This is a genomic window from Actinocrispum sp. NPDC049592 (genome assembly GCF_040675465.1).
Taxonomy (GTDB): Bacteria; Actinomycetota; Actinomycetes; order Mycobacteriales; family Pseudonocardiaceae; genus Kibdelosporangium.
In genome coordinates this window covers 172489-194042 of record NZ_JBFAPA010000016.1, presented here as the reverse complement: position 1 = coordinate 194042, position 21554 = coordinate 172489, and the positions used below count along the sequence as shown (strand labels likewise).

The window sequence follows — 21554 nt, the reverse complement described above, 5'->3', positions numbered from 1 at the left end:
TCGTCAGGATGGCCTGGTGTAACGGTGTTTGACGCCCACCGGGAAGTACTCCGGGTCGCCTGCCGGGCGGAGCACGACTTCGGGGAGCTGGCGTTCCGCGGGGACGTAGTGCGCGAACTCGCTGTTGAGCCGGAGCAGCTGGGCGCGGATCGACTCGGCGATGGTGGCGGCGTCCGCATCCTCGGCGGCCTGCTCGACGGTGACCCGCAGGCGCCGGTCGCGGTCACTGTCCTCATAGGTCTCCAGCACGAACTTGCCGGTGACCCAGCCGCTGATCTCCGGTTGTTCCAGGCCGACCGTGACGTTCTCCGGGTAGATGTTCGCGCCGAAGAACGACACGGTGAACAGCGACCGCCCGAACACGAACACGAACGGCAGCCGCGGCCCGTCCAGCGGCGTGAACCCGTTGCGCTCGCAGAACTCCAGCATGTCCTGGTGCGGGATCAGGCCGCCCTCGTCGGCGATGTGGTAGCGGACCAGCGGAACACCGTTGTCCCCGGAGAACAACAGCGTCCCGTCCTTGGCCTCGAAGAACCGGCTCGCCGGGTCGTACTGGACCAGCGTCGGCAACCGCGAGTCACCGAACAGCTCCCGCGCCAGCTCGGGCCGGGTGGCCAGGAACCGCCGGATCGACACCGACATCGGCGTTTCGTTGCCCAGCACGCCCGCGTCGGCCGTGCCGTAGAGCGATGCCATGTCCCGCACCGGATCCGCGACCCCCGCACGCGAGGCCACGAGGGTGCGCCACTCCTCGCTGAACACCTCGCCCGCGAAGACCATCTTGACCGGGTATGACCCGATGCCCGAGTCCACCACGTCCTTGAGGAACGGCGGGTAGCCCAGCAGCACGACCTGGTCGAAATGCGGGGCCAGCTCGGGCAGGACGCGCAGGATCTCGGCCTTGTTGTTGCCGGGCGCCACAACCGTGATCCGGTAGCCCTTGGTGGCGAGGTGGCGGACACACGCCATCGTGAACAGGCCGCCCACCCAGGTCCCGAGCGGGAAGCAGACCACGGCCAGCGTGCTGACCTCCTGCGACTGGAACCCGTCCCGGAACACCTGCTCGAACCGGGCAGCGATGTGCAGCTCGTCGGTGACGAACCGCGGCCAGATGGTCGGCGTCCCGGACGACCCGGACGACACCGCGATCATGTCGCAACCATCCAGCCGCCCATCCCGGCACATCTGCGCCAGCGGGTATTTCCGCTGGTAGTTGTCCTTTGTGGTGAGTGGCAGGCGCTCGAAATCGGCCTGTGTCCGCACATCGGCGGGGTCGATCGCGTGATCGGCCAGGAACCGCTGGTAGGCGGGAACGGTCGATGCGACTGTCCGGAACAGGCCAACCGGGTCCAGCGCGGGCCGCAGATCCGCGAAGAAGTCCTCGTAAGCGCTGATCACCTGGGCGGGCCGGGTCGCGTCCATCCCCCGATTGTCCTCCATCCGGTGGAGGCTCGGTTAGGCTGCCGCGGTGCGGACCCTGGCTGTAGACCTCGGCACCTCGAATACCGTGGCAGCGTTACGGATCGGCTCGAGCGAACCGCGGTTGCTGCGGTTGTCGGGCGAACAGACGTTGTCCTCGGCGGTGTGGCTGGACCGCAACGGCCAGCTCGTCGTCGGCCGGGACGCCGAACGCCAGGCCAGGCTGGATGCCGCCCGCTTCGAGCCGACGCCCAAGCTGCGCGTCGGCGAAGGCCAGGTGCTGCTGGGCAACCAGGCCGTGCCAGTCGTCAACCTGTTGGCGGCGTTGCTCGGTCAGGTTCTGGCCGAGGCGCGCCGGGAAGGTGGTGAACCGGATCAGTTCGTGCTCACCCATCCCGCGGCCTGGGGCAAGAGCCGCCGCGATGTGCTGATGGAGGCCACGCGGCTGGCGGGAGTGCGATGTCCGGTTCGTCTGATGCCTGAGCCGGTGGCCGCCGCGGGAAGGTTTGTCACGCTGCCGGATGTGCGGCTGCAGCCCGGGCAGGCGTTGGCAGTGCTGGACGTCGGCGGCGGCACGACCGATGTCGCCGTGGTGAAACAGGGCCCGGGCGGGTGGGAGGTGCTGGCCGACGGCGGGACCGACATCGGCGGCCGCGACCTGGACTTCGAGCTGCTCCGGCACCTGCGCACCGGCGATCCACTGTGGACCGAGCTGGAGCGTCCGGCCACACCGGCCGCCCGCCGGGTCGCGCGTACCCTCGCCGAGGACGTCCGCGCGGCGAAGGAAGCGTTGTCCCGGTACGCGCATACCGACATCCCGATGCCCCCGCCCTTGCCGGACGCGCATTTGACCCGCGGTGAGTTCGAGACCTTGGTGCGTCCCTTGCTCACCAAGGTCGTGGACGTGCTGAGCGAGGTCCTTGGCCGCGCCCGGCCGGGTCCGCTCGCGGGCGTGTTCCTGGTCGGTGGCTGCACCCGGGTCCCGTTGCTGGCCTCACTCGTCACCGAACGGACTGGCCTGCAACCGATCGTGCTCGAGTCGCCAGAGTGCACTGTCGCTTTGGGAGCGCTGGCCGAGGCCCGCCAGCCGCCGCCGTCCCAAGAGACCACGGTCGTCCAGCGCAGGCCGTGGACACCGCCGCAACCCATCCAGCCGCCGCCCCCACCGCCAGTACCACCAGTCGCACCGAAGAAGAACTGGCTGCCCGTCGCGGTCATCGGCCTGGTGGTCGTGGCCGTGGCAACGTTGGTCGTTGTCCTGACAGCGCAGTCCGGTGGGGAAACGCCGACCGGCAACGGTTCGACGACGGCGGTTCCCGCCGCGCCGGACAGCGCGGCCGCCGACCGCCGCAAGCTTTTCGGGGCGGACGAGGAACTGCTGCGGCTTGCTGTGCCCGCGATCGACAACGCGGACCGATGCGTGAACGCGAAGGGCTCGCTCACCGACAAGTACAGCTCCCGCACCCAGGTCCAGTGCACGATGGTCAACGGCAACAAGGAACTCATCATCGAGTTCATGTCCGGTGACAGCAGGACGTCGTGTAACAAGGCAGTCGAGGACATCGACTTCAAGAGCCAGAAGTCCGGTACCTGGACCGGGAACGGCCGTTCCGGGCGCTGGAAGGACATCACCTTCACCCCGGTCGACCTTCCCGGACAGACCGTGCCCGGCGTCTACTACGAGACAGACGCGGGCACGGCCTGCGCGGTCCTCAACCCATCAGCGGAGGCGACATCGGTGACCGGCGCCGGCCTCCACGAGTTCTGGGCGAAGTCAGCCCAGCCCCACTAGGCGATGGGGCGGTCCGTGGGGGCGATGGGAGCGGGCAGCACGGTGCGGCCGGACAGGTAGGCATCGACGCCGGCCGCGGCGCTGCGGCCCTCCGCGATGGCCCACACGATCAGCGACTGGCCGCGGCCCATGTCGCCCGCGACGAACACGCCATCGACGTTGGTGGCGAAGGATTCGTCGCGGGCGACATTGCCTCTGGGGTCATAGCCGACCCCAAGATCATCGAGCAGGCCCTCGTGCTGCGGGCCGAGGAAGCCCATCGCGAGGGTGACCAGCTGCGCCGGGATCTCCCGTTCGGTGCCGTCCACCGGCGTGAACCGCCCGTCTTCCATCTTGACGTCGACCAGCTGCAACGCTCGCAGGTTGCCGTCGTCGTCGCCGATGAACTCCACGGTGGACACCGAGTAGATCCGCTCGCCGCCCTCCTCGTGCGCCGAGGACACCCGGTAGATCATCGGGTAGGTCGGCCACGGGTGGTGCGGTGACCGGATCTCCGGCGGCCGCGGCATGATCTCCAGCTGTGTCACCGAAGCCGCGCCCTGGCGGTGTGCGGTGCCGACGCAGTCCGCCCCGGTGTCACCGCCGCCGATCACCACGACGTGCTTGCCCTCGGCGCTGATCGGCGAGGTCCGCAGGTCCCCGCGCGCGACCCGGTTGGCCGGCGGCAGGTACTCCATGGCCTGGTAGACGCCTTTGAGCGAGCGCCCGGGGATCGGGAGGTCACGCGCCGCCGTCGCGCCGCCGGCCAGCACCACGGCGTCGAAAGTGGACTTGAGCTCCTCGACCGTGATGTCCACGCCGACGTTCACGCTCGTGCGGAACTGTGTCCCCTCGGCGCGCATCTGGTCCAGCCGCCGGTCCAGGCGCCACTTCTCCATCTTGAACTCGGGAATCCCGTACCGCAGCAGGCCGCCGATCGCGTCGGCCCGCTCGAACACCGTGACATCGTGCCCGGCGCGGGTCAGCTGCTGCGCTGCGGCCAACCCGGCCGGGCCCGACCCGACCACGGCCACCGACTTGCCCGACTTGGCGACGGGCGGCTGGGCGGTGACCCAGCCCTCGTCCCAGGCACGGTCGATGATCGAGATCTCGACCCGCTTGATCGTGACGGGATCGCCGTTGATCCCCACCACGCAAGCGGTCTCGCACGGCGCCGGGCACAGGGTCCCGGTGAACTCGGGGAAGTTGTTGGTGGCGTGCAGCCGTTCGGCCGCCTGCTGCCAGTCCTTGCGCCAGACCAGGTTGTTCCACTCGGGGATCAGGTTCCCCAAGGGACAGCCCTGGTGGCAGAACGGGATGCCGCAGTCCATGCACCGGCCGGCCTGCCGCTGGGTGCGTTCGGTCGCGAAGTCCTCGTAGACCTCACGCCAGTCCTGCAGCCGCAGGAACACCGGCCGGGTGCTCGCGTTCTCGCGTGGCGTGGTGAGAAAACCCTTGGGGTCAGCCATGTGCCGCCTCCATGATCGCCTCGTTCACGTCCCGCCCGTCCCGCTCGGCGCTGGCCCGCGCGGCCAGCACCCGCTTGTAGTCCTTCGGCATCACCTTCGTGAACCGTGCCGGATCCCAGTCCAGCAACAGATCTCGCGCCACCGCGGAGTCCGTCTCGGCCAGGTGGCGTTCCACGACCTCACGCAGGAACACCCGGTCGGACTCGTCCAGCGGGTCGAGGTCGACCATCTCCCGGTTCACCCGCAGCTCGGCGAGGTCCAGCACATACGCCGCGCCACCGGACATCCCGGCCGCGAAGTTGCGGCCGGTCTTGCCCAGCACCACGACCCGGCCGCCGGTCATGTACTCGCAGCCGTGGTCGCCCACGCCCTCGACGACCGCCAGCGCGCCGGAGTTGCGGACGCAGAACCGCTCGCCGACCTTGCCCCGGATGAAGATCTCGCCCGAGGTGGCGCCGTAGCAGATCACGTTGCCGGCGATGATGTTCTCCTCGGCCGCGAACGGCGCCGACGGGTCGGGCCGCACGGTGATCCGGCCGCCGGACAGTCCTTTCGCGACATAGTCGTTCGCGTCGCCGATCAGCCGCAAGGTCACGCCCGACGGGATGAACGCGCCGAACGACTGCCCGGCGCTGCCGGTGAACGTGATGTCGATCGTGTCGTCCGGCAGGCCCGCGCCGCCCCACAGCCGGGTGACCTCGGAGCCGAGCATGGTGCCGACCGTCCGGTTCACGTTGCGCACCGGCAGTTCCAGCCGCACTCGGTCCCCTGAGGACAGTGCGCCCTCGGCGAGCTGGATCAGCGTGTTGTCCAACGCCTTGTGCAGACCGTGGTCCTGCGAGGTGGTCTGGTGGCGGGACGCGCGCGGCGGCAGCTCGGGGACGTGGAAGATCGGCGAGAGGTCCAGCCCGGCCGCCTTCCAGTGGTCCACGGCCTTGCGGGTGTCCAGCAGCTCGGCGTGTCCGATGGCCTCGGCCAGCGACCGGAAACCCAGCTGTGCCAGGTACTCCCGGACCTCCTGGGCGACGAACTCCATGAAGTTCACCACGTACTCGGCCTTGCCGGTGAACTTCTCGCGCAGCACCGGGTTCTGCGTGGCCACGCCCACTGGGCAGGTGTCCAGGTGGCAGACCCGCATCATGATGCAGCCGGACACCACCAGCGGTGCGGTGGCGAAGCCGAACTCCTCCGCGCCCAGCAGCGCGGCGATGATCACGTCCCGGCCGGTCTTGAGCTGCCCGTCGGTCTGGACCACGATCCGGTCACGCAACCTGTTGGCCAGCAACGTCTGCTGCGTCTCGGCGAGACCAAGCTCCCACGGTCCACCGGCGTGCTTGATGGACGACAGGGGAGAGGCGCCGGTTCCGCCGTCATGCCCGGAGATCAGCACGACGTCGGCATGGGCTTTGGACACACCGGCCGCGACCGTGCCAACGCCCACTTCGGACACCAGCTTGACGTGGATCCGCGCCTTGGGGTTGGCGTTCTTCAGGTCGTGGATCAGCTGGGCGAGGTCCTCGATGGAGTAGATGTCGTGGTGCGGCGGCGGAGAAATGAGCCCCACCCCGGGCGTGGAGTGCCGCGTGCGGGCGATCCACGGGTACACCTTGGCGCCGGGCAGCTGGCCGCCCTCGCCGGGCTTGGCGCCCTGGGCCATCTTGATCTGCAGGTCGTCCGCGTTCACCAGGTACTCGCTGGTCACGCCGAACCGTCCACTCGCGACCTGCTTGATCGCCGAGCGGCGCAGGTCGCCGTTGGCGTCCTGGGTGTAACGGTCCGGGTCCTCGCCGCCCTCGCCGGTGTTCGACTTGCCGCCGAGCCGGTTCATCGCGATCGCCAGGACCTCGTGCATCTCCTTGGAGATCGAGCCGTAGGAGATGGCACCGGTGGCGAACCGCTTGACGATGTCGCTGACCGGCTCGACCTCCTCGATGGGAACGGGGGTGCGCTCCTTGAAGTCGAACAGGCCGCGCAGCGTCATCAGCCGCTTGGACTGGTCGTCGACCGCCTTGGTGTACTCCTTGAAGATCTCGTAGCGCCCAGAGCGGGTGGAGTGCTGGAGCTTGAACACCGTCTGCGGGTTGAACAGGTGCGCCTCGCCCTCGCGGCGCCACTGGTAGTCGCCGCCGGTGTCCAGCTCGCGATGGCTGGCGCGGACCCCGTCCGGCGGGAAGGCCTTGCGGTGCCGCTGGGCCACTTCCTCGGCCAGCACGTCGAACCCGACCCCGCCGAGGCGGGAGGTGGTTCCGGTGAAACAGCTGTCGATGACCTCGTCGCCCAGGCCGATCGCTTCGAAGATCTGCGCGCCGGTGTAGGAGGCCACTGTGGACACGCCCATCTTGGACATGGTCTTGCGGACACCCTTGCCCAGCGCCTTGATCAGGTTGCGGGTGGCCGTGCCGGACAGCTCCGGCAGCACCATCTCCTCGACGCTCGCCATGGCCAGGTACGGGTTCACCGCGGCGGCGCCGTACCCGATCAGCAGCGCGATGTGGTGCACCTCGCGGGCATCCCCGGCCTCCACGAGCAACCCGACCCGGGTACGGGTCTTCTCGCGGATCAGGTGGTGGTGCACCGCTCCGGTCAGCAACAGCGACGGGATCGGCGCGTGGCCGTCGTCCACACCTCGGTCGGACAGCACGATCAGCCGCGCGCCCTGCTCGATGGCGTCGGACACCTCGGCACGGATCTCGTCCAGCCTGCGCCGCAACGCCGCCCCGCCACCGTTCACCTCGTACGTTCCGCGTGCCGTGAACGTCCGGAAGCCGGGCATGTCGCCGTCGTCGTTGATGTGCACGATCTTGGCGAGGTCGTCGTTGTCCAACACCGGGAACGACAACGTGATCCGCCGGCAGGCGCCCGGGATCGTGGACAGCAGGTTGGGTTCCGAGCCGACGGACGTGTGCAGCGAGGTGATCAGTTCCTCGCGGATGGAGTCCAGCGGCGGGTTGGTCACCTGAGCGAACAGCTGGGTGAAGTAGTCGAACAGCTGCCGTGGCCGCTCGGACAACGGCGCCAGCGGCGAGTCGTTGCCCATCGAGCCGATCGGTTCGCCGCCGGTGGCCGCCATCGGGCGCAGGAGGACGTTCAGCTCCTCCTCGGTGTACCCGAACGCCTGCTGGCGGCGGACCAGCGAGGCGTGCGTCGGTACCTCACGCTCGCGCGGCGGCAGCTCGTCGAGCCGGATGATGCCGGCGTGCAGCCATTCGTCGTACGGGTGCTCGGCGGCGAGCTCGTTCTTGATCTCGTCGTCGTCGATGATCCGGTGCGACACGGTGTCCACAAGGAACATCCGGCCGGGCTCCAGGCGGCCCTTGCGGACCACCGAGGAGGGCTCCAGCTCGAGCAGGCCGGCCTCGCTGCCCAGCACGACCAGACCGTCCTCGGTGACCCAGTAGCGGGCCGGGCGCAGGCCGTTGCGGTCCAGCACGGCACCGATCAGCGAGCCGTCGGTGAACGCGACCAGCGCGGGCCCGTCCCACGGCTCCATCAGGGTGGAGTGGTACTCGTAGAAGGCCCGGCGGGCCGGGTCCATCTCCTCGTGGTTCTCCCATGCCTCCGGGATCATCATCAGCACCGCGTGCGGCAGGCTGCGGCCGCCCAGGTGGAGCAGCTCGAGCACCTCGTCGAACGACGCGGAGTCACTGGCACCACGGGTGATCACCGGCAGGATCCGCTGCAGATCCCCAGGAATGACGTCACTTACGAGCATCGACTCGCGTGCGTCCATCCAGTTGCGGTTGCCACGCAACGTGTTGATCTCGCCGTTGTGGGCGACGTACCGGTACGGGTGCGCCAGCGGCCAGGAGGGGAAGGTGTTGGTGGAGAACCGGGAGTGCACCAGGCCGATCGCGGAGGCCACCCGCTCGTCGGTGAGGTCGGGGAAGAACCGGTCGACCTGGGTCTCGGTCAGCATGCCCTTGTAAACGATCGTTCGCGAGGACAGGCTGGGGAAGTAGATGTCCGTTGCGTGCTCGACCCGCTTGCGGACGCAGAACGCCAAGCGCTCCAACGCAAGCCCGGTGAGCCCGTTGTCGGCGGTGAGGAACAGCTGCTGGAAGACCGGCATCGCGGTCGCCGCGGTGGGACCGACGTGCTGGGCGTCCACCGGGAGATCACGCCAGCCCAGGACCCGGGCGCCCTCCTCGGCCGCGATGGCCTCGGCTCTGGCGACCGCCTCGGCGCGGGCTTCGGCGTCCACCGGCAGGAAAGCGATCCCGACGATGTACTCACCCGCCTGGGGGAGCGGGAAGTCCACGACTCCGGCGAAGAACTCGTGCGGCACCTGGATCAGCAGCCCGGCGCCGTCGCCGGTGTCGGGTTCCGCGCCCCTGGCGCCCCGGTGCTCGAGATTCCGCAGCGCGGTGAGCGCTTTCGCGACGATGTCGTGACTTCTGCGGCCGGCGAGATCGGCGACGAACGACACCCCGCAGGCGTCGTGCCCGTACTGCTCGTCGTACAGGCCCTCGGTCTTGGAACGGGTCACAGCAGCGGCCCTCCCAGAATATGAATGGGGCTGGTGCCGCACGTCGTTGTGCGAGATGGTGGTGGTGCTGTATCCCGGATGACGGGACGCCAGTCAGCGCAGGGAAGGCCGGGAGGTCATCCCGGCGTTCTCATGACAGTAATGTGAACACACGGTTATACCTGATGTCACGTGGGAAATCCCACGCATCTGTTGACACCTGGCTTTCCAGGGTGTCGCATCGCAGCACGTCGTTCCACGATGTGGACTACCGGCCCGGCGCCTTTCATTGGATCGCGTTGGCACCATTGACAAAACCCTGTCTCACTGCGGCCCGCCCGTTTCTTGTGCCGTTCAGTGGTTCGACCGTACGATGGACCCGGCGCTATTGAAACGTTTCAACTCTGAGTCGACTTTTCAGTGAGGAGTGGAACGATGGGCGAGGGTGTGAACAGGCGCGTTTTCCTGCGGGGGGCTGCAGTGTCGACTGGTGGGCTGGCATTCGGGCGCAGCATGGACCGGGTCGTGGGGGCGTTGTCCGTTGACCGGGTGGCCGTCGAGTACGCGGATACGTTGCTGGGGACCGATGTTGCGGTGCCCCGGTTGTCGTGGGTGCTCGGTGCGGAGGCGAACGGCCTGCGGCAGACGGCCTATCAGGTTCGGGTGAACGGGGTCTGGGACTCTGGCAAGGTTTGCTGCGACCAGTCGGTCAATGTCCCTTATGCCGGACCGCCGTTGCGGCCGCACACCCGGTACTCGTGGCAGGTGCGGGTGTGGGATCCGCGCGACCGGGCGTCGGACTGGAGCTCGCTGAGCTGGTGGGAGACCGGGTTCCTGGGCACGCCGTGGCAGGCGTGCTGGATCGGTTCCGCCGCACCGGCGGCCCCGCCCGGGTTGGACGGCGCCTCCTGGATCTGGTCGCCGGGCGCCACGACGTCGACCGCGCCCATCGGTCCGCGCTGGTTCCGTGCCGCCGGCGACGTTCCGGCCGGCACGGCCACGATCGTCGCCACCGCGGACGACGACTTCACGCTTTACGTTGATGGGCAACAGGTCCTGAACGCGCCGGAGGCCACCGATAGCTGGCGCACCGGGTTGCTGGCGGAAGTCCCGGTGCAGGGCCGGATCGTGCTCGCGGCCGTCGCCACCAACCGCGGGTCGAGCGGGTCCGGCAACCCGGCCGGGCTGTTGGTGCGGGTGATTGTCAACGGGCAGAACGTGCTCGTGACCGACGCTCGCTGGAAGGTCACGGACACCGAGCAAAGCGGGTGGCAGCAGCCGGGGTTCGACGACAGCGCCTGGTCTCCGGTCGCCGTGCTCGCGCCTTACGGCCAAGGATTGTGGGGCGCGAACGTGTCCGTGCGCGCACCGGAGGCTCCGGCTCCGGTGTTGCGCAAGGAGTTCGCTGTGGGCAAGACGGTTTCGTCCGCTCGGTTGTACATCAGCGGCTTGGCCTACTACGAGGCCGTCATCAACGGAAAGCGCGTGGGCGCCCAGGTCCTTGACCCTGGCTACACCAACTACAACAAGACCGTTCTTTACGCGACCCACGACGTTACAACGCTTTTGACGTCCGGCGGGAACGCCATCGAAGTGACACTGGGCCGTGGGTTCTACGCGATGACCACGCCCAACGTCTGGAACTGGCACCGGCCGAGCTGGCGCGGTGAGCCGAAACTGCTGGCACAACTGGAGATCGACTACACCGACGGCACGCACGCGACCATCGCCACCGGCTCGGACTGGCAGATCGCCGACAGCCGCACCATTACCAACTCCCAGTACGCGGGAGAAACCTACGACGCTCGAAAGACTCTCGCGTGGCGGCCCGTCCAGATCGTCGACAGTCCACAGGGGACGCTCGTGGCGCAGCAGCACGAGCCGATCGAGGTTGTTGAAACGGTCACGGCAACGGTCACGGAGCTCAAGCCGGGCCTGTGGATCGCGGACATGGGTCGCACGATGGCAGGCTGGACCCGGCTCACGGTGACCGCGCCCTCGGGAACCGTTGTCCGCCTGCAGCACGGGGAGAAGCTGAACGCCGACGGAACGGTCGTGTGGGAGAACAACCTCGTGCCCGGGCGGCACCAGACCGACGAATACATCTGCGCGGGGACGGGTTCGGAAACTTGGGAGCCGCGGTTCTCCTACAAGGGTTTCCGGTATGTCCAGATCACCGGGGCCAAGCCGGGTCTCGTCGAAGGCCGCGTTGTGCACACGAAAGTGCCGGAGACCGGGACTTTCCGGTGTTCCGAGCCGTTCTTCGAACAACTCGACCGGGCGATGCGCCGGACCCTGCAGAACAACATGCACGGCATTCCCACCGATACCCCGATGTACGAGAAGAACGGCTGGACCGGCGACGCGCAACTTGGTGCGCCGACGATGATGTTCGCCTATGGTGTGCCACGGTTCCTGACCAAGTGGTTGCGGGACTTGAAGGACAGCCAGACCGACGCCGGGCAGCTGCCGGTGATCGTGCCGAGCGGTGGCTGGGGATATGGTGATCTGGGGCCGTCGCCAGAGTGGACGACGGTGTATCCGTTCCTGCTCAGGCAGATGTACCGGATCTACGGTGACGCCGCCGTGGTCGCCGAGCATTGGGGCCCACTGACCAGGTATCTCGACTGGGAGATCGCGCGTCTGCAGAACAACCTGGCGATCACGGCTTTGGGCGATTACCTGCCGCCCGGCTACGGCGGAAACCCGCCCGAGGACACGCGTCTGACTGCGACGGCTTACCTGCACCGGTCCTTGATCAGTACCGCCGAGCTGGGGGAGATGCTGGGGCACAACGATGTCGCCACCCGGTATCGCGGAGTCGCCCAAGCCTGCAAGGACGCGTTGAACGCGACTTTTCTGCAGGATGGCCGCTATCGGACCGCGAAGGACCCGGACTACCGGCAGACCTCCAACGCGATCCCGTTGATGTTCGGCCTTGTCCCACCGGGTTCGGTGGATTCCGTGGTGACGCACCTGGTGGGGGACATCCGGGCGCGCGGCAACCACCTGAACACCGGCGCGCTGGGCACGAGCGTCCTGCTGCCGGTGCTCGCCGCCCACGGCCACGCGGATGTCGCCTACGCCATCGCGACCCAGCGGACCTACCCCAGCTGGGGGTACTGGTTCGACCAGGGCGCCGACACCATGTGGGAGATGTGGCCGGCGACCTCGCGTTCACGGGACCATTACTTCCAGGGAACGGTCGTGCAATGGCTGTACGAGAACGTTGCTGGACTGCGCCCGGGGGACGCCGGGTACCAGCGGTTCACCGTCCGGCCGGACGCGCGGGTGGGCGTGAGCTGGGCGCAGGCGTCGATCCGGACCGTGCGCGGGGACGCGTCCGTGGCGTGGAACGTCGTCGGCCGCACGTTCCACCTCACCGTGCAGGTGCCCGTCGGCTCGACCGCGGAGGTCTCCGTGCCGGGCGTGGCCAGCGCGCCAAGTGGCACGCGTTTCCTGCGCGCCGAGCCCGGTTTCCAGGTCCACCTGGCGCCCGCCGGGCGCTGGAGTTTCACCGGTGAGATTGATCACCCCTAGCGATCCCCTGTTTCCCGCGAGCCGGAATGGATATGGGTGAACCGCGCGTTGTAATAGTTGACGTGAAGTGAACGCGGCGTGCTTGGAGGCCCGTGGTGCTGGAGCCGGAGAACTTGTACGAGGTCGACTCGGATGTGCCCGACCTGACGGGAGCCGTCCTGCTGCACCACCTCGACGGCTTCATGGACGCGGGTTCGGCGGGCGCGACCCTGGTCGGGGAGCTGCTGTCCGCGCACACCCACCGGGTCGTCGCGCGGTTCGACCTGGACACCCTCCTGGACTACCGCTCGCGGCGCCCGATGATGACCTTCGCGTCGGACCACTGGGAGGACTACCAGGCCCCCGAGCTGGCCGTGCACCTGATGCACGACGCGACGGACACCCCCTTCCTCCTGCTCACGGGCCCCGAACCGGACTTCCGCTGGGAGGCGTTCACCGACGCGGTGCGCCAGCTGATCGACCGCTGGGGCGTCCGCCTCACGGTGGGCTTCCACGGCATCCCGATGGGCATCCCCCACACCCGCCCCCTCGGGGTGACGGCCCACGCGACCCGCACAGACCTCGTCTCGGGCTACGAAACCTTCTTCAACCGAGTCCAAGTCCCCGGCAACGTGTCCGGACTGCTCGAATACCGCCTCGGCCAAGCCCGCCACGACGCCATGGGCTTCGCCGCCCACGTCCCCCACTACCTGACGCAGTCGACCTACCCAGCCGCCGCCCTGGTCCTCCTCGACGCGATCACCAAAGCCACAAACCTGGTCCTCCCCGCCACCACCCTCACGGAAGCCTCGCGCCGCGCCGACGCCGAAATCCAGCGCCAAGTCAGCGAGTCCGACCAGGTAGCCGAGATCGTGGCCTCCCTCGAGCGCCAGTACGACGCTTTCATAGACGCCAAGGACAAAGAAAAGAACCTCCTCATGGACCCCGACAGCATCCCCTCCGCCGACGAGCTGGGCGCGGAGCTGGAACGTTACCTCGCAGAGCAGAACAAGTCAGACTGAGCGACCCAGACACAAGCGCGAGGCTCAGTAGGCGACGCCATTAAGCTGATGCTGTTGGCGGGTTCGATGCCACGAAGGGCGAACAGTCACACGACGACCAGCGGATGCCAGGTGCTTCCTGCCTGACCAACAGGCGCCCTGGAAGCCCAAGCCGCCCCGACAAGCGAACTGCGCGTGCCCCACGTCGACCTAAGGCCCCGCGCCTAGGCGCGCATAACGGTCGCGATAGGAATCCGCGCAGCCCGGATCGCAGGAATCAGCCCACCCAACAGCCCGGCAACGAGCCCAGCGATCACGCCGGCCACCCCAGCCTGCCAAGGAAAGTCGATAGTCCGCAAAGAGGGGAACCGCCCAGCGAACAAAGAAGCCCCGAAGCGGAGTCCGAGGGCTCCCACGCCGATGGCGGCAGCGGCGGTCATGAGACCAGTCAACAGGGTCTCCGCCAGGACGATGCCCGCCAGCAGAACCCGAGGAGTCCCAACAGCCCGGCGGAGGGCGAACTCCTCGATGCGCTCACCAACGGTCGCAAGCCCAACGTTGAGAATCCCCGCGGTCCCGATCAAAAGCACCAACCCGGCCATCCCCAGGAATATCAGCCGCATCAGGGCCAGCTGCGATTCGACATCCTCATGCGAGTTGATCGTCTGAGTATGGATGCTGCGAGCATCTACTCCCGCCGCAGTCAGACGGGCGCGAATCGTCTGCTCAACATCAGTCGCGGTCGGCGACAGCAACAGAGTCATCCCACCGCGATAGCTGTTCTGCCCCAACCCCGTAGCAGGCATCCAGTTCAGCAACTCATCCACACGAACATAGGCTGTCGGCTGATATGAGTCGCCGTCGTCGATCACGCCCATGATTCTGGGGGTGGAGTCAGCAGTCGCTCCGGGAACACGCATCTGGGCGGGCACGTGGTAGCGGTTGAACCCCTTAGCCGCCTCCTTGTTCAACACGATTCGCGGCGCATAAGAAGGCGACGACGCGAAGTCCAGCCACGCCCCCGAGTCATGCCGAAACGGCCGGAACTCCCGAACATCCCCAGACAAAGCCACCAGCGAAAGCTCAATAGCCTGACCAGGAGGCACCGGAGCCGAGGTGTCCTCGCCGCACTCACCATTCGACCGGCACACGAACCGAGGCCCACCCCCGCCGCGCTGATCGAAAGGCGCCCCACCCGGGTTCACCGGCGACACATTCGGCTCACCAATAGTCGCCTGCACCTGCATCGTCGCCACCGCGTCAGGCCGCCCGCGCAACGCGTCCAGCACGATCGGCGCGACCTTCTCATCCGGCGGCAGGTACATCTGCAGCGTGCCGTCCTTGGCCATCCGCAGTTCGGCGTCGTTCAACAACTCCCGCTGCGCGAACTCCGACCCGGTCTGCACCGCCACGACCGCGAGCACCCCGAGGAAAAGCGACAGCATCGACAACAAAGTGCGCAGCTTGCGGGCCCGAATTCCCTGCCCGCCGATGATGAGAGCGGACCGCAACCGTCCGGACAGCCCGATCACACGCCCACCTGCGCAGACCCCGAAGCAGAAGCCGAAGCCGAAGCGGCTCCCAAAGGAGAAGCCGTTCCGAGCCGGCCGTCGGTCAACCGCAGCACCCGCCCCATCCGAGCCGCGTGATCCCGGTCGTGCGTCACCAGAATCAGCCCACACCCCCGCGCGGTGGTCGACTGCAGAGCATCCACCACCAGGTTCCCCGTCTCGGTGTCCAACGCACCGGTCGGCTCATCCGCCAGGATGATCTGCGGCTCCCGCACCAAAGCCCGCGCGATCGCGACCCGCTGCTGCTCACCACCGGATAACCGCGGCGGCTTGTGCTTGGCGAGATGCGCGATCCCGACCTGCTCCAACGCCGTCATCACGCGCGCCCGGCGCTTGCGCCGCGGCAGCCAGCCCTGGCCGTTGACCAACGCCATCGCCACGTTCTGCGCCGCAGTGAGGTTCTTCAGAAGAAAGAACCGCTGGAACACGAACCCGAACCGCTCACTGCGCAACGCCGCCGCCCGCCGCTCGGAGACGCGGGAGATGTCGTCGCCGCCCAGCAGGTACGTGCCGGTGTCCGGCCGGTCGAACAACCCGATCAGGCTGAGCAAAGTGGACTTTCCCGAGCCGGACCGGCCGAGGATGGCCACACTTTCTCCACTGTGGACGGTCAGGTCCACGCCCGCCAGGATGGTCCGCGGCTCCTTCTGCCCGCGCAGCACCTTGGTGATGGCCTGCAACTCGATCAGCGGCGTCACTTGCCCAGCCCGCCGTTCCCGTTGTCCGGCCCCGGAGGCAGGTTCGGCCCCGGCACGGCGACCGTCTCGTCGCCGGTCAGGCCCGACTTGATCTGGATGACCTTGCCGTCGGTCAGGCCCAGCTCGACGTCCTTGGTCTGCCGCGACCCGTCCGCCGACAGCACGTCGACCTTGCCCTTGCCCTGCGCGCCTGCCACCGCCTCGACCGGCAGGACCATGACGTTCGTGGCCTTCTCGGTGATCACCTCGACGGTCGCGGCGGCGCCGTTGATCAGCTTCACGTCCGCGGGCGCCGTGCACACCAGGCGCATCCCGGTGGCCTCGGACGGGTCCGGCTTCTTGTCCTGCTGCGGCGCCCCGCCGGGACCGGGAAGCGGCGGACCGGCCGGGCCGGGGGCGCCGGTGGGACCGGCCGGGGGAGTGGACGGCGGGGGCGGCTCGGGGATCGAGCCCGCGGGCAGCGCGGCGATCGTGCCGAGCACGGTGCACGGGAACGGCCCCGGGCCGCTCTTGATCTGGGCCTGTACCGAGGAAAGCGCGTCGGACAGCTTGTACGCCTGGTCGCCGGTGATGTCCGCGACGATGCCGTAGCCGATGTACTTGGCCGACGCGACCGGCATGCCCACGGTCACCGTCGACTTGTCGTCCACCAGCCGCCCGGCGAACACCGACCCGGCGGGCACCTCGATCGAGGTCGACTTCACCGTGCCCACCTTGGTCGGCTTCACCGGTGTCTTGTCCGGAGCCTTGACGTCCAGGTACCGGATCTGGCCCGCGACTGGGGCGACGATCCCGAACACCGGGTTGATGGTCACCTTCCCGGTCAGGCTGACCTTGTTGGTCAGGTCCTGCCGGGACGGCTTCGCCGAGGTCATCGTCGTGCCGCGCGGGGCGAGGCCTGGGCTGGGTTTCTCCGGCGCCTGCGTGCTGCACGCGGCCAGGACGAGCGCGAGCCCGAGCACGGGAACAATTCGCACCTGTTTTACCCCCCAGGTCCGTTTTGGTGATTCTTTCACTGTGCCAGACGCTTTCCGGCGCTGTGACGTTGCATCCCAGACCCACTTGATCTTGCAGTCCGCGGTTGGATGGGAGAGGCTGGTGGGCGTGCAGGTGCGCACAGAGGAGGGGGACACTGAGCGATCAAACCGTCACTGAGGGCAATGACATTGATTCTCAGGTAGAACGGCTACCCCAGAGCGTCCCGCAGGCAGAGCATTCCGAGTACCGGACCAGGGCGCGTCGCTGGCTGGCCTCGACCGGCCCGCAAGCCCCGCTCAACCAACGGCTGACCGTCATGCGCGGCTATCTCAAGCTGCTGGCGGCCGGGGTCTGGGGCGCCGACGAGAGCTGGCGCGGCGACGTCCGCGACCTGGTGCTCGCCCTGCGGCCGGCCGACGAGGACCCGTCGGACGAGCAGCTGTCCATGATCGCCATCGGCCTGGCCCTGTTGCTGCAGGACGCGAACCTGCACGGCGGCGCGGGCCCGGACCTGATCGCCCGCTCGGCGTGGGAGGCCTGCCAGGAGTGGGTCGCCTTCGCCGAGGAGGAGACCATCTTCCGGTTCCTGGTGTCCTCGACCGAGCTGCACGCCCGGGTGGTCACCGAGTCGGAGGTACGCGACCTGGTCGCGCTGGCGATGGCGGCCGCGGACGACCCGAACGCGGAGATCCTGGCCGCGCTGGACGCCGAGGGCTGGCACGTCGAGCTGATCGACAACGTGTGGGTGATCGACGGCGACTTCCGCACCCCGCTGCGGGTCGCGGCCCGCGCGGCGACGCTGATCACGAGCCCGTGCGTGGTGCTGGCGCGCAACACCAAGAAGTCGACCGTGCTGCTGTGGCGCGGGGACACCCTCGCCATGGCCGAGTCGACCGTGCCGCGCTGGCGGATCTACCGGATCGTGCCGCCGACCACCCCGCAGTCGAAGTTCGGCGGCGGCGAGGGCCTGCCCTCGACCAGGGACATCCACCCGCTCGCGCCGGCGCCGGAACAGGTCCGCGCGCTCGCGGAGGCCGCGGGCGTTCAGTTGCCGATGCTGCTGGCCGCGTTGCGCTGACCGCCCGATAGCATGCCCTCCTCGAACGCGACTGGGGGTGTGCCGTGAGAGTTGTGGCTGGTAGGTATGCCATCCGCGACGAACTTGGCCGGGGCGGCATGGGTGTCGTGTGGCGCGCCGACGACCAGGTGATCGGCCGCCAGGTCGCGCTCAAGGAGATCTCCACGCCGCACGGGCTGTCCACGTCCGAGAGCAACATCTACCTGGAGCGGGTGCTGCGCGAGGCGCGCACCGCCGGCCGGCTCAACGACCCGGCCGTGGTCACGGTGTACGACGTGGTGTCCGAGGGTGGCGTCACGTTCATCGTGATGGAACTGGTCGAGGCGCCGACCCTGGCCGACCTCATCGCCGAGCAGGGCGCGCTTTCCGCCGACCGTGTCGCCGCGCTGGGCGTACAGGTGCTGGGGGCGTTGGAGACCGCGCACGCCGCCGGGATCGTGCACCGGGACGTCAAGCCCAGCAACATCATGGTGCTGCCCGGCGACCGGGTGAAGCTGGCCGACTTCGGCATCGCGCGGGCGATGGACGACCCGAACCTGACCATGACCGGCGGCATCATGGGCTCGCCCGGGTACATGTCGCCGGAGCTGTTCACCGGCTCGCCGCCGTCGCCCGCCGCAGACCTGTGGGCCTTGGGCGCCACGCTGTTCCACGCCGTCGAGGGGTACTCGCCGTTCAACCGCGAGACGACAGCGGCGACCATGCACGCGATCCTTTACGACGAGCCGGGTCTGAGCCGCTGCACGGGCCCGCTGGCCGACGTGATCATGGGCCTGCTCACCCAGCCCGCCGAGAACCGGCTGACCGCCACCCAGGCCCGCGAGCAGCTCAAGGCCATCCAGACCGGCGACTCGACGCAGGTCGTGGAGCCGCCGACGGTCCGGGTACAAGCGGTGCGGCGCAACACGTTGCCGCGCGAGCCGTGGCAGGACGGGTTCGCCGAGGAGCAGCCGCCGCCGGCCGCGCCCGCGCCGGTGCACTGGGCCGGGTCCGACGAGTGGGAACCGAAGCGCAAGCCCGCGAACAAACGGGTGCTGTTGTTGGCCGGGGCGTCCGGCCTGGTGGTGGCCGCGCTGGTCACCGTCTTCCTGGTCACGCCGACGTCATCGTCCGGCGAGGCAGGCCCGGCGCCTGGAACGTCCACTGTGGTCGCCGTCGCCGAGACCCCGACCAGCACCGCTTCTTCCGTGTCCGCAAGCGTTTCCGCGCCACCGACGACATCGTCCACTGTGCCCGCTCCGGGAACGGTCACCGTCACCAAGTCGGCGAGCCAGGCCCCGCCTCCCGGGCAACCGGTCCCGCCAGGACAAACGCCGCCGCCCTCGTCGCCCGCGCCGCCGCCGCGCACCCTCGTCACGCTGACCCGGTTCGTCAACCCGAAGGGCCCGCACATGAGCGCGACCGCCGGGGTTCCGGCGCCGGCGGGCTACAACAAGGAGTTCCCGATCGGGTCGCTGGTCGCCGCGTCGGAAGCCGGTACCCGCAAGCTGTACGCCTGCCAGGTCAACACCAGCGACGACCACTTCACCTCGGCGGACGCCAAGTGCGAGGGCCACAAGGTGCTCGGCACGCTCGGCTTCGCCTTCACCGCGGCCCCGGCCGGGGTGGGATCGCACCCGATCTACCGCTGCACCTACTCCGGCGGTCACTTCGACTCGATCCACGCCGACTGCGAGGGCTACAACAAGGAGTTCGTGCTCGGCTACCTGCTCTGAACGAGCTCGTTGACCTCGGACCAGGTGGGCGCGGTCGCCGGGCCGAACCGGGTCACCGAGATCGCGGCGGCCGCGTTGGCGCGCAGCGCGGCCGTCTCCAAGGTGTTGCCCAGCAACAGTTCCGCGGCCAGGACCCCGCAGTGGGTGTCCCCGGCGCCGTTGGTGTCCACCGGGTCCACCGGGAACCCGGGGATGCGCAGCTCGACGCCGTCGCGGATGAGCACGCAGCCCTTGGCGCCGTCGCGCAGCACCCGGATCGGGAAGTCCACTTCGGACAGTGCCTTGGCCTCGGTCGCGTTGCAGCTCAGGATGTCCACGTGCGGGGCGAGCGCGCGCCACACGTCCAGCGGGACGTCCGCGGCCAGCGGGCTCGGGTCCAGCAGCACGCGGGCGTCGCCGACCTGCGGCAGCCACTCGATCAGCGCGGCCCGGTTGACCTCGTGGGTCAGGCTGTACCCGGTCACGTAGAGGATGTCGCTGGGCTGCAACGGCACCGGCCGGACCACGCCCTCCGCGCCCGGGCTGGTGATGAACGTTCTCTCGCCGGAGGCGTCCAGGATCACGAAGCAGACCCCGGTGTCCTCGGCGGTCGCCTTGTGCGCGAGCACGATGCCCTCGGCGGCCATGGTCTCCCGGACGCCCGGGTCGAACCGGCCGGTGCCGTGACTGCCCGCGTAGACGACGTCGGCGCCGGAGCGCGCGGCCGCGGCCATCACGTTGAACCCGCCGCCGACGAACTGCTGGAAGTCCGACGCGAGGATGTCGCCGCCGACCGGGGGCATCGCCTCGACCCGCATGACCAGGTCGATCACCACCTGGCCGGTGTGCACGAGCCGCCCGTTCATCGCAGCTTCAGCAGGTCGTCGACGAGCGTTTCAAGATCAAGTCCGTTCACCCGTCTCACTGTATCGACCAGTTCGCCGGGCAATCCTTCGACTCCGTACTGTGCGCCCAGGATGGCCCCGCACATGGCCGCGACGGTGTCCGTGTCGCCGCCGATCTCGGCCGCCAGGGTCAGCGCCTCGACGGGGGAGTCACCGAGGGATTCGGCCAACGCGATCGCCGCGACAACGGACTCCTGTGCGGCTACTGAGGTTCCGATGACCTCGGCGATCGCGTCGGCCAGGTGTGCGGCGTCCATTCCGCGCACCCACTGACGGGCCCAGCGGATCCGGGGCGAGATTTCCCCGCCGGGCATCCAATGGCCGTGCCGCGCGCCCGCTTCGGCGGCGCGTTCGGCCTCGTCCAGCGCGACGGTCAGGGAGGCGCCGTCGATGCTGGTGGAGACCGCGGCCGCGATGGCGGAGGCGGCCGCGATCCCCAGACTGGTGTTGTGCGTGACCTGGCTGGCCTGGACGACCGCGTCGACGAGGCCGGCGCCGGGCCGGACCGCGATGCCGATCGGGGTCACCCGCATCGCCGCGCCGTTGGTGTCGCCGGTGCTGCCCGCCTCGCCGGGGTCGGCGCCCGCGGCGAGCTGGTCGAGCGCGCGCTTGGTGGACGGCCCGAGCAGGTCCAGCGATCCACGCCGGAGCATGTCGGCCTCCCACGCGCGCAACGCCTCGGCGAACGCGTGCGGGTCGATCCGGCCGGCGCCCTCGACGAACAACCGGGCGAGCAGGATGGCCTGCTCGGTGTCGTCGGTGATCGTGCCGGCGGGCATTCCCGGCGCGACCGGCTGGTCGTCGGCCGCGTCCAGCAGCGTTGTCACCCGGCCGTAGCGCTGGGCGATCTGGTCACGTGACATCGCCTGAGTGGGCATCCCCAGGGCGTCACCGAGCGCAAGGCCGTAGAACGCGCCCAGGGCTCGCTGCCGCACCTGTTCAGGCATGTCTAAACATGTATCGCACCTCAAGCACTACGTCAACCG

At 68.8% G+C, this 21554-nt stretch carries 13 protein-coding genes; 5 read left to right on the top strand and 8 right to left on the bottom strand.

Annotation, left to right across the window (positions count from 1 at the left end; genetic code table 11):
• Positions 1-3: 3 nt before the first annotated feature.
• Positions 4-1440 carry a phenylacetate--CoA ligase family protein gene (locus AB0J95_RS34380; RefSeq protein WP_364767466.1) on the bottom strand — a complete coding sequence of 479 codons (1437 nt, stop codon included), beginning with the start codon at positions 1438-1440 and terminating at the stop codon, positions 4-6.
• 28 nt (positions 1441-1468) lie between these two features.
• Here AB0J95_RS34380 and AB0J95_RS34375 point away from each other — a divergent pair, with 28 nt between their 5' ends.
• A complete protein-coding gene (locus AB0J95_RS34375) occupies positions 1469-3211 on the top strand; it encodes an Hsp70 family protein (protein WP_364767463.1) in 1743 nt (580 codons plus the stop codon).
• Here the strand turns inward: AB0J95_RS34375 and AB0J95_RS34370 are convergent.
• Together AB0J95_RS34370 and gltB are read right to left on the bottom strand one after the other, a co-directional pair.
• On the bottom strand, positions 3208-4659 hold the full coding sequence (locus tag AB0J95_RS34370; protein WP_364767460.1) for a glutamate synthase subunit beta: 1452 nt from the start codon (positions 4657-4659) through the stop codon (positions 3208-3210). The genes AB0J95_RS34375 and AB0J95_RS34370 overlap by 4 nt on opposite strands.
• Complete coding sequence (gltB, locus tag AB0J95_RS34365; protein ID WP_364767457.1) at positions 4652-9145, bottom strand: glutamate synthase large subunit; 4494 nt, start codon at positions 9143-9145, stop codon at positions 4652-4654. Before gltB ends, AB0J95_RS34370 begins: the two co-directional genes overlap by 8 nt.
• 459 nt (positions 9146-9604) lie before the next feature.
• Between gltB and AB0J95_RS34360 the strand changes: the two genes are divergently transcribed.
• Both AB0J95_RS34360 and AB0J95_RS34355 read left to right on the top strand, forming a co-directional pair.
• The gene (locus AB0J95_RS34360; protein WP_364767454.1) at positions 9605-12664 is read left to right on the top strand and encodes a family 78 glycoside hydrolase catalytic domain; all 3060 of its coding nucleotides are present in this window, start codon (positions 9605-9607) and stop codon (positions 12662-12664) included.
• Between the two features lie 92 nt (positions 12665-12756).
• Positions 12757-13665: a PAC2 family protein gene (locus tag AB0J95_RS34355; protein WP_364767451.1), complete on the top strand. Its 909-nt coding sequence runs from the start codon at positions 12757-12759 to the stop codon at positions 13663-13665.
• Positions 13666-13868: 203 nt separating this feature from the next.
• Here AB0J95_RS34355 and AB0J95_RS34350 read toward each other — a convergent pair whose 3' ends face one another.
• From AB0J95_RS34350 to AB0J95_RS34340, 3 genes are read right to left on the bottom strand one after another with little or no spacing between them, the layout of a single operon-like run.
• Positions 13869-15176: an ABC transporter permease gene (locus AB0J95_RS34350; protein WP_364767448.1), complete on the bottom strand. Its 1308-nt coding sequence runs from the start codon at positions 15174-15176 to the stop codon at positions 13869-13871.
• Complete coding sequence (locus tag AB0J95_RS34345; protein ID WP_364767445.1) at positions 15173-15913, bottom strand: ABC transporter ATP-binding protein; 741 nt, start codon at positions 15911-15913, stop codon at positions 15173-15175. Before AB0J95_RS34345 ends, AB0J95_RS34350 begins: the two co-directional genes overlap by 4 nt.
• Positions 15910-16890, bottom strand: a complete 981-nt coding sequence (locus AB0J95_RS34340; protein WP_364767442.1) for an efflux RND transporter periplasmic adaptor subunit — start codon at positions 16888-16890, stop codon at positions 15910-15912. Before AB0J95_RS34340 ends, AB0J95_RS34345 begins: the two co-directional genes overlap by 4 nt.
• Positions 16891-17207: 317 nt before the next feature.
• Between AB0J95_RS34340 and AB0J95_RS34335 the strand changes: the two genes are divergently transcribed.
• On the top strand, positions 17208-17969 hold the full coding sequence (locus AB0J95_RS34335) for a hypothetical protein (RefSeq protein ID WP_364767439.1): 762 nt from the start codon (positions 17208-17210) through the stop codon (positions 17967-17969).
• Between the two features lie 44 nt (positions 17970-18013).
• On the top strand, positions 18014-19684 hold the full coding sequence (locus AB0J95_RS34330) for a serine/threonine-protein kinase (RefSeq protein ID WP_364767436.1): 1671 nt from the start codon (positions 18014-18016) through the stop codon (positions 19682-19684).
• On the opposite strand, the gene AB0J95_RS34325 is transcribed toward AB0J95_RS34330, so the two are convergent.
• Together AB0J95_RS34325 and AB0J95_RS34320 are read right to left on the bottom strand one after the other, a co-directional pair.
• On the bottom strand, positions 19672-20529 hold the full coding sequence (locus AB0J95_RS34325) for a PfkB family carbohydrate kinase (protein WP_364767433.1): 858 nt from the start codon (positions 20527-20529) through the stop codon (positions 19672-19674). The genes AB0J95_RS34330 and AB0J95_RS34325 overlap by 13 nt on opposite strands.
• Entirely contained in the window at positions 20526-21515 is a 990-nt protein-coding gene (locus AB0J95_RS34320; protein ID WP_364767430.1) for an ADP-ribosylglycohydrolase family protein, read from the bottom strand. The genes AB0J95_RS34325 and AB0J95_RS34320 overlap by 4 nt, the downstream gene beginning before the upstream one ends.
• Between the last annotated feature and the right edge of the window lie 39 nt (positions 21516-21554).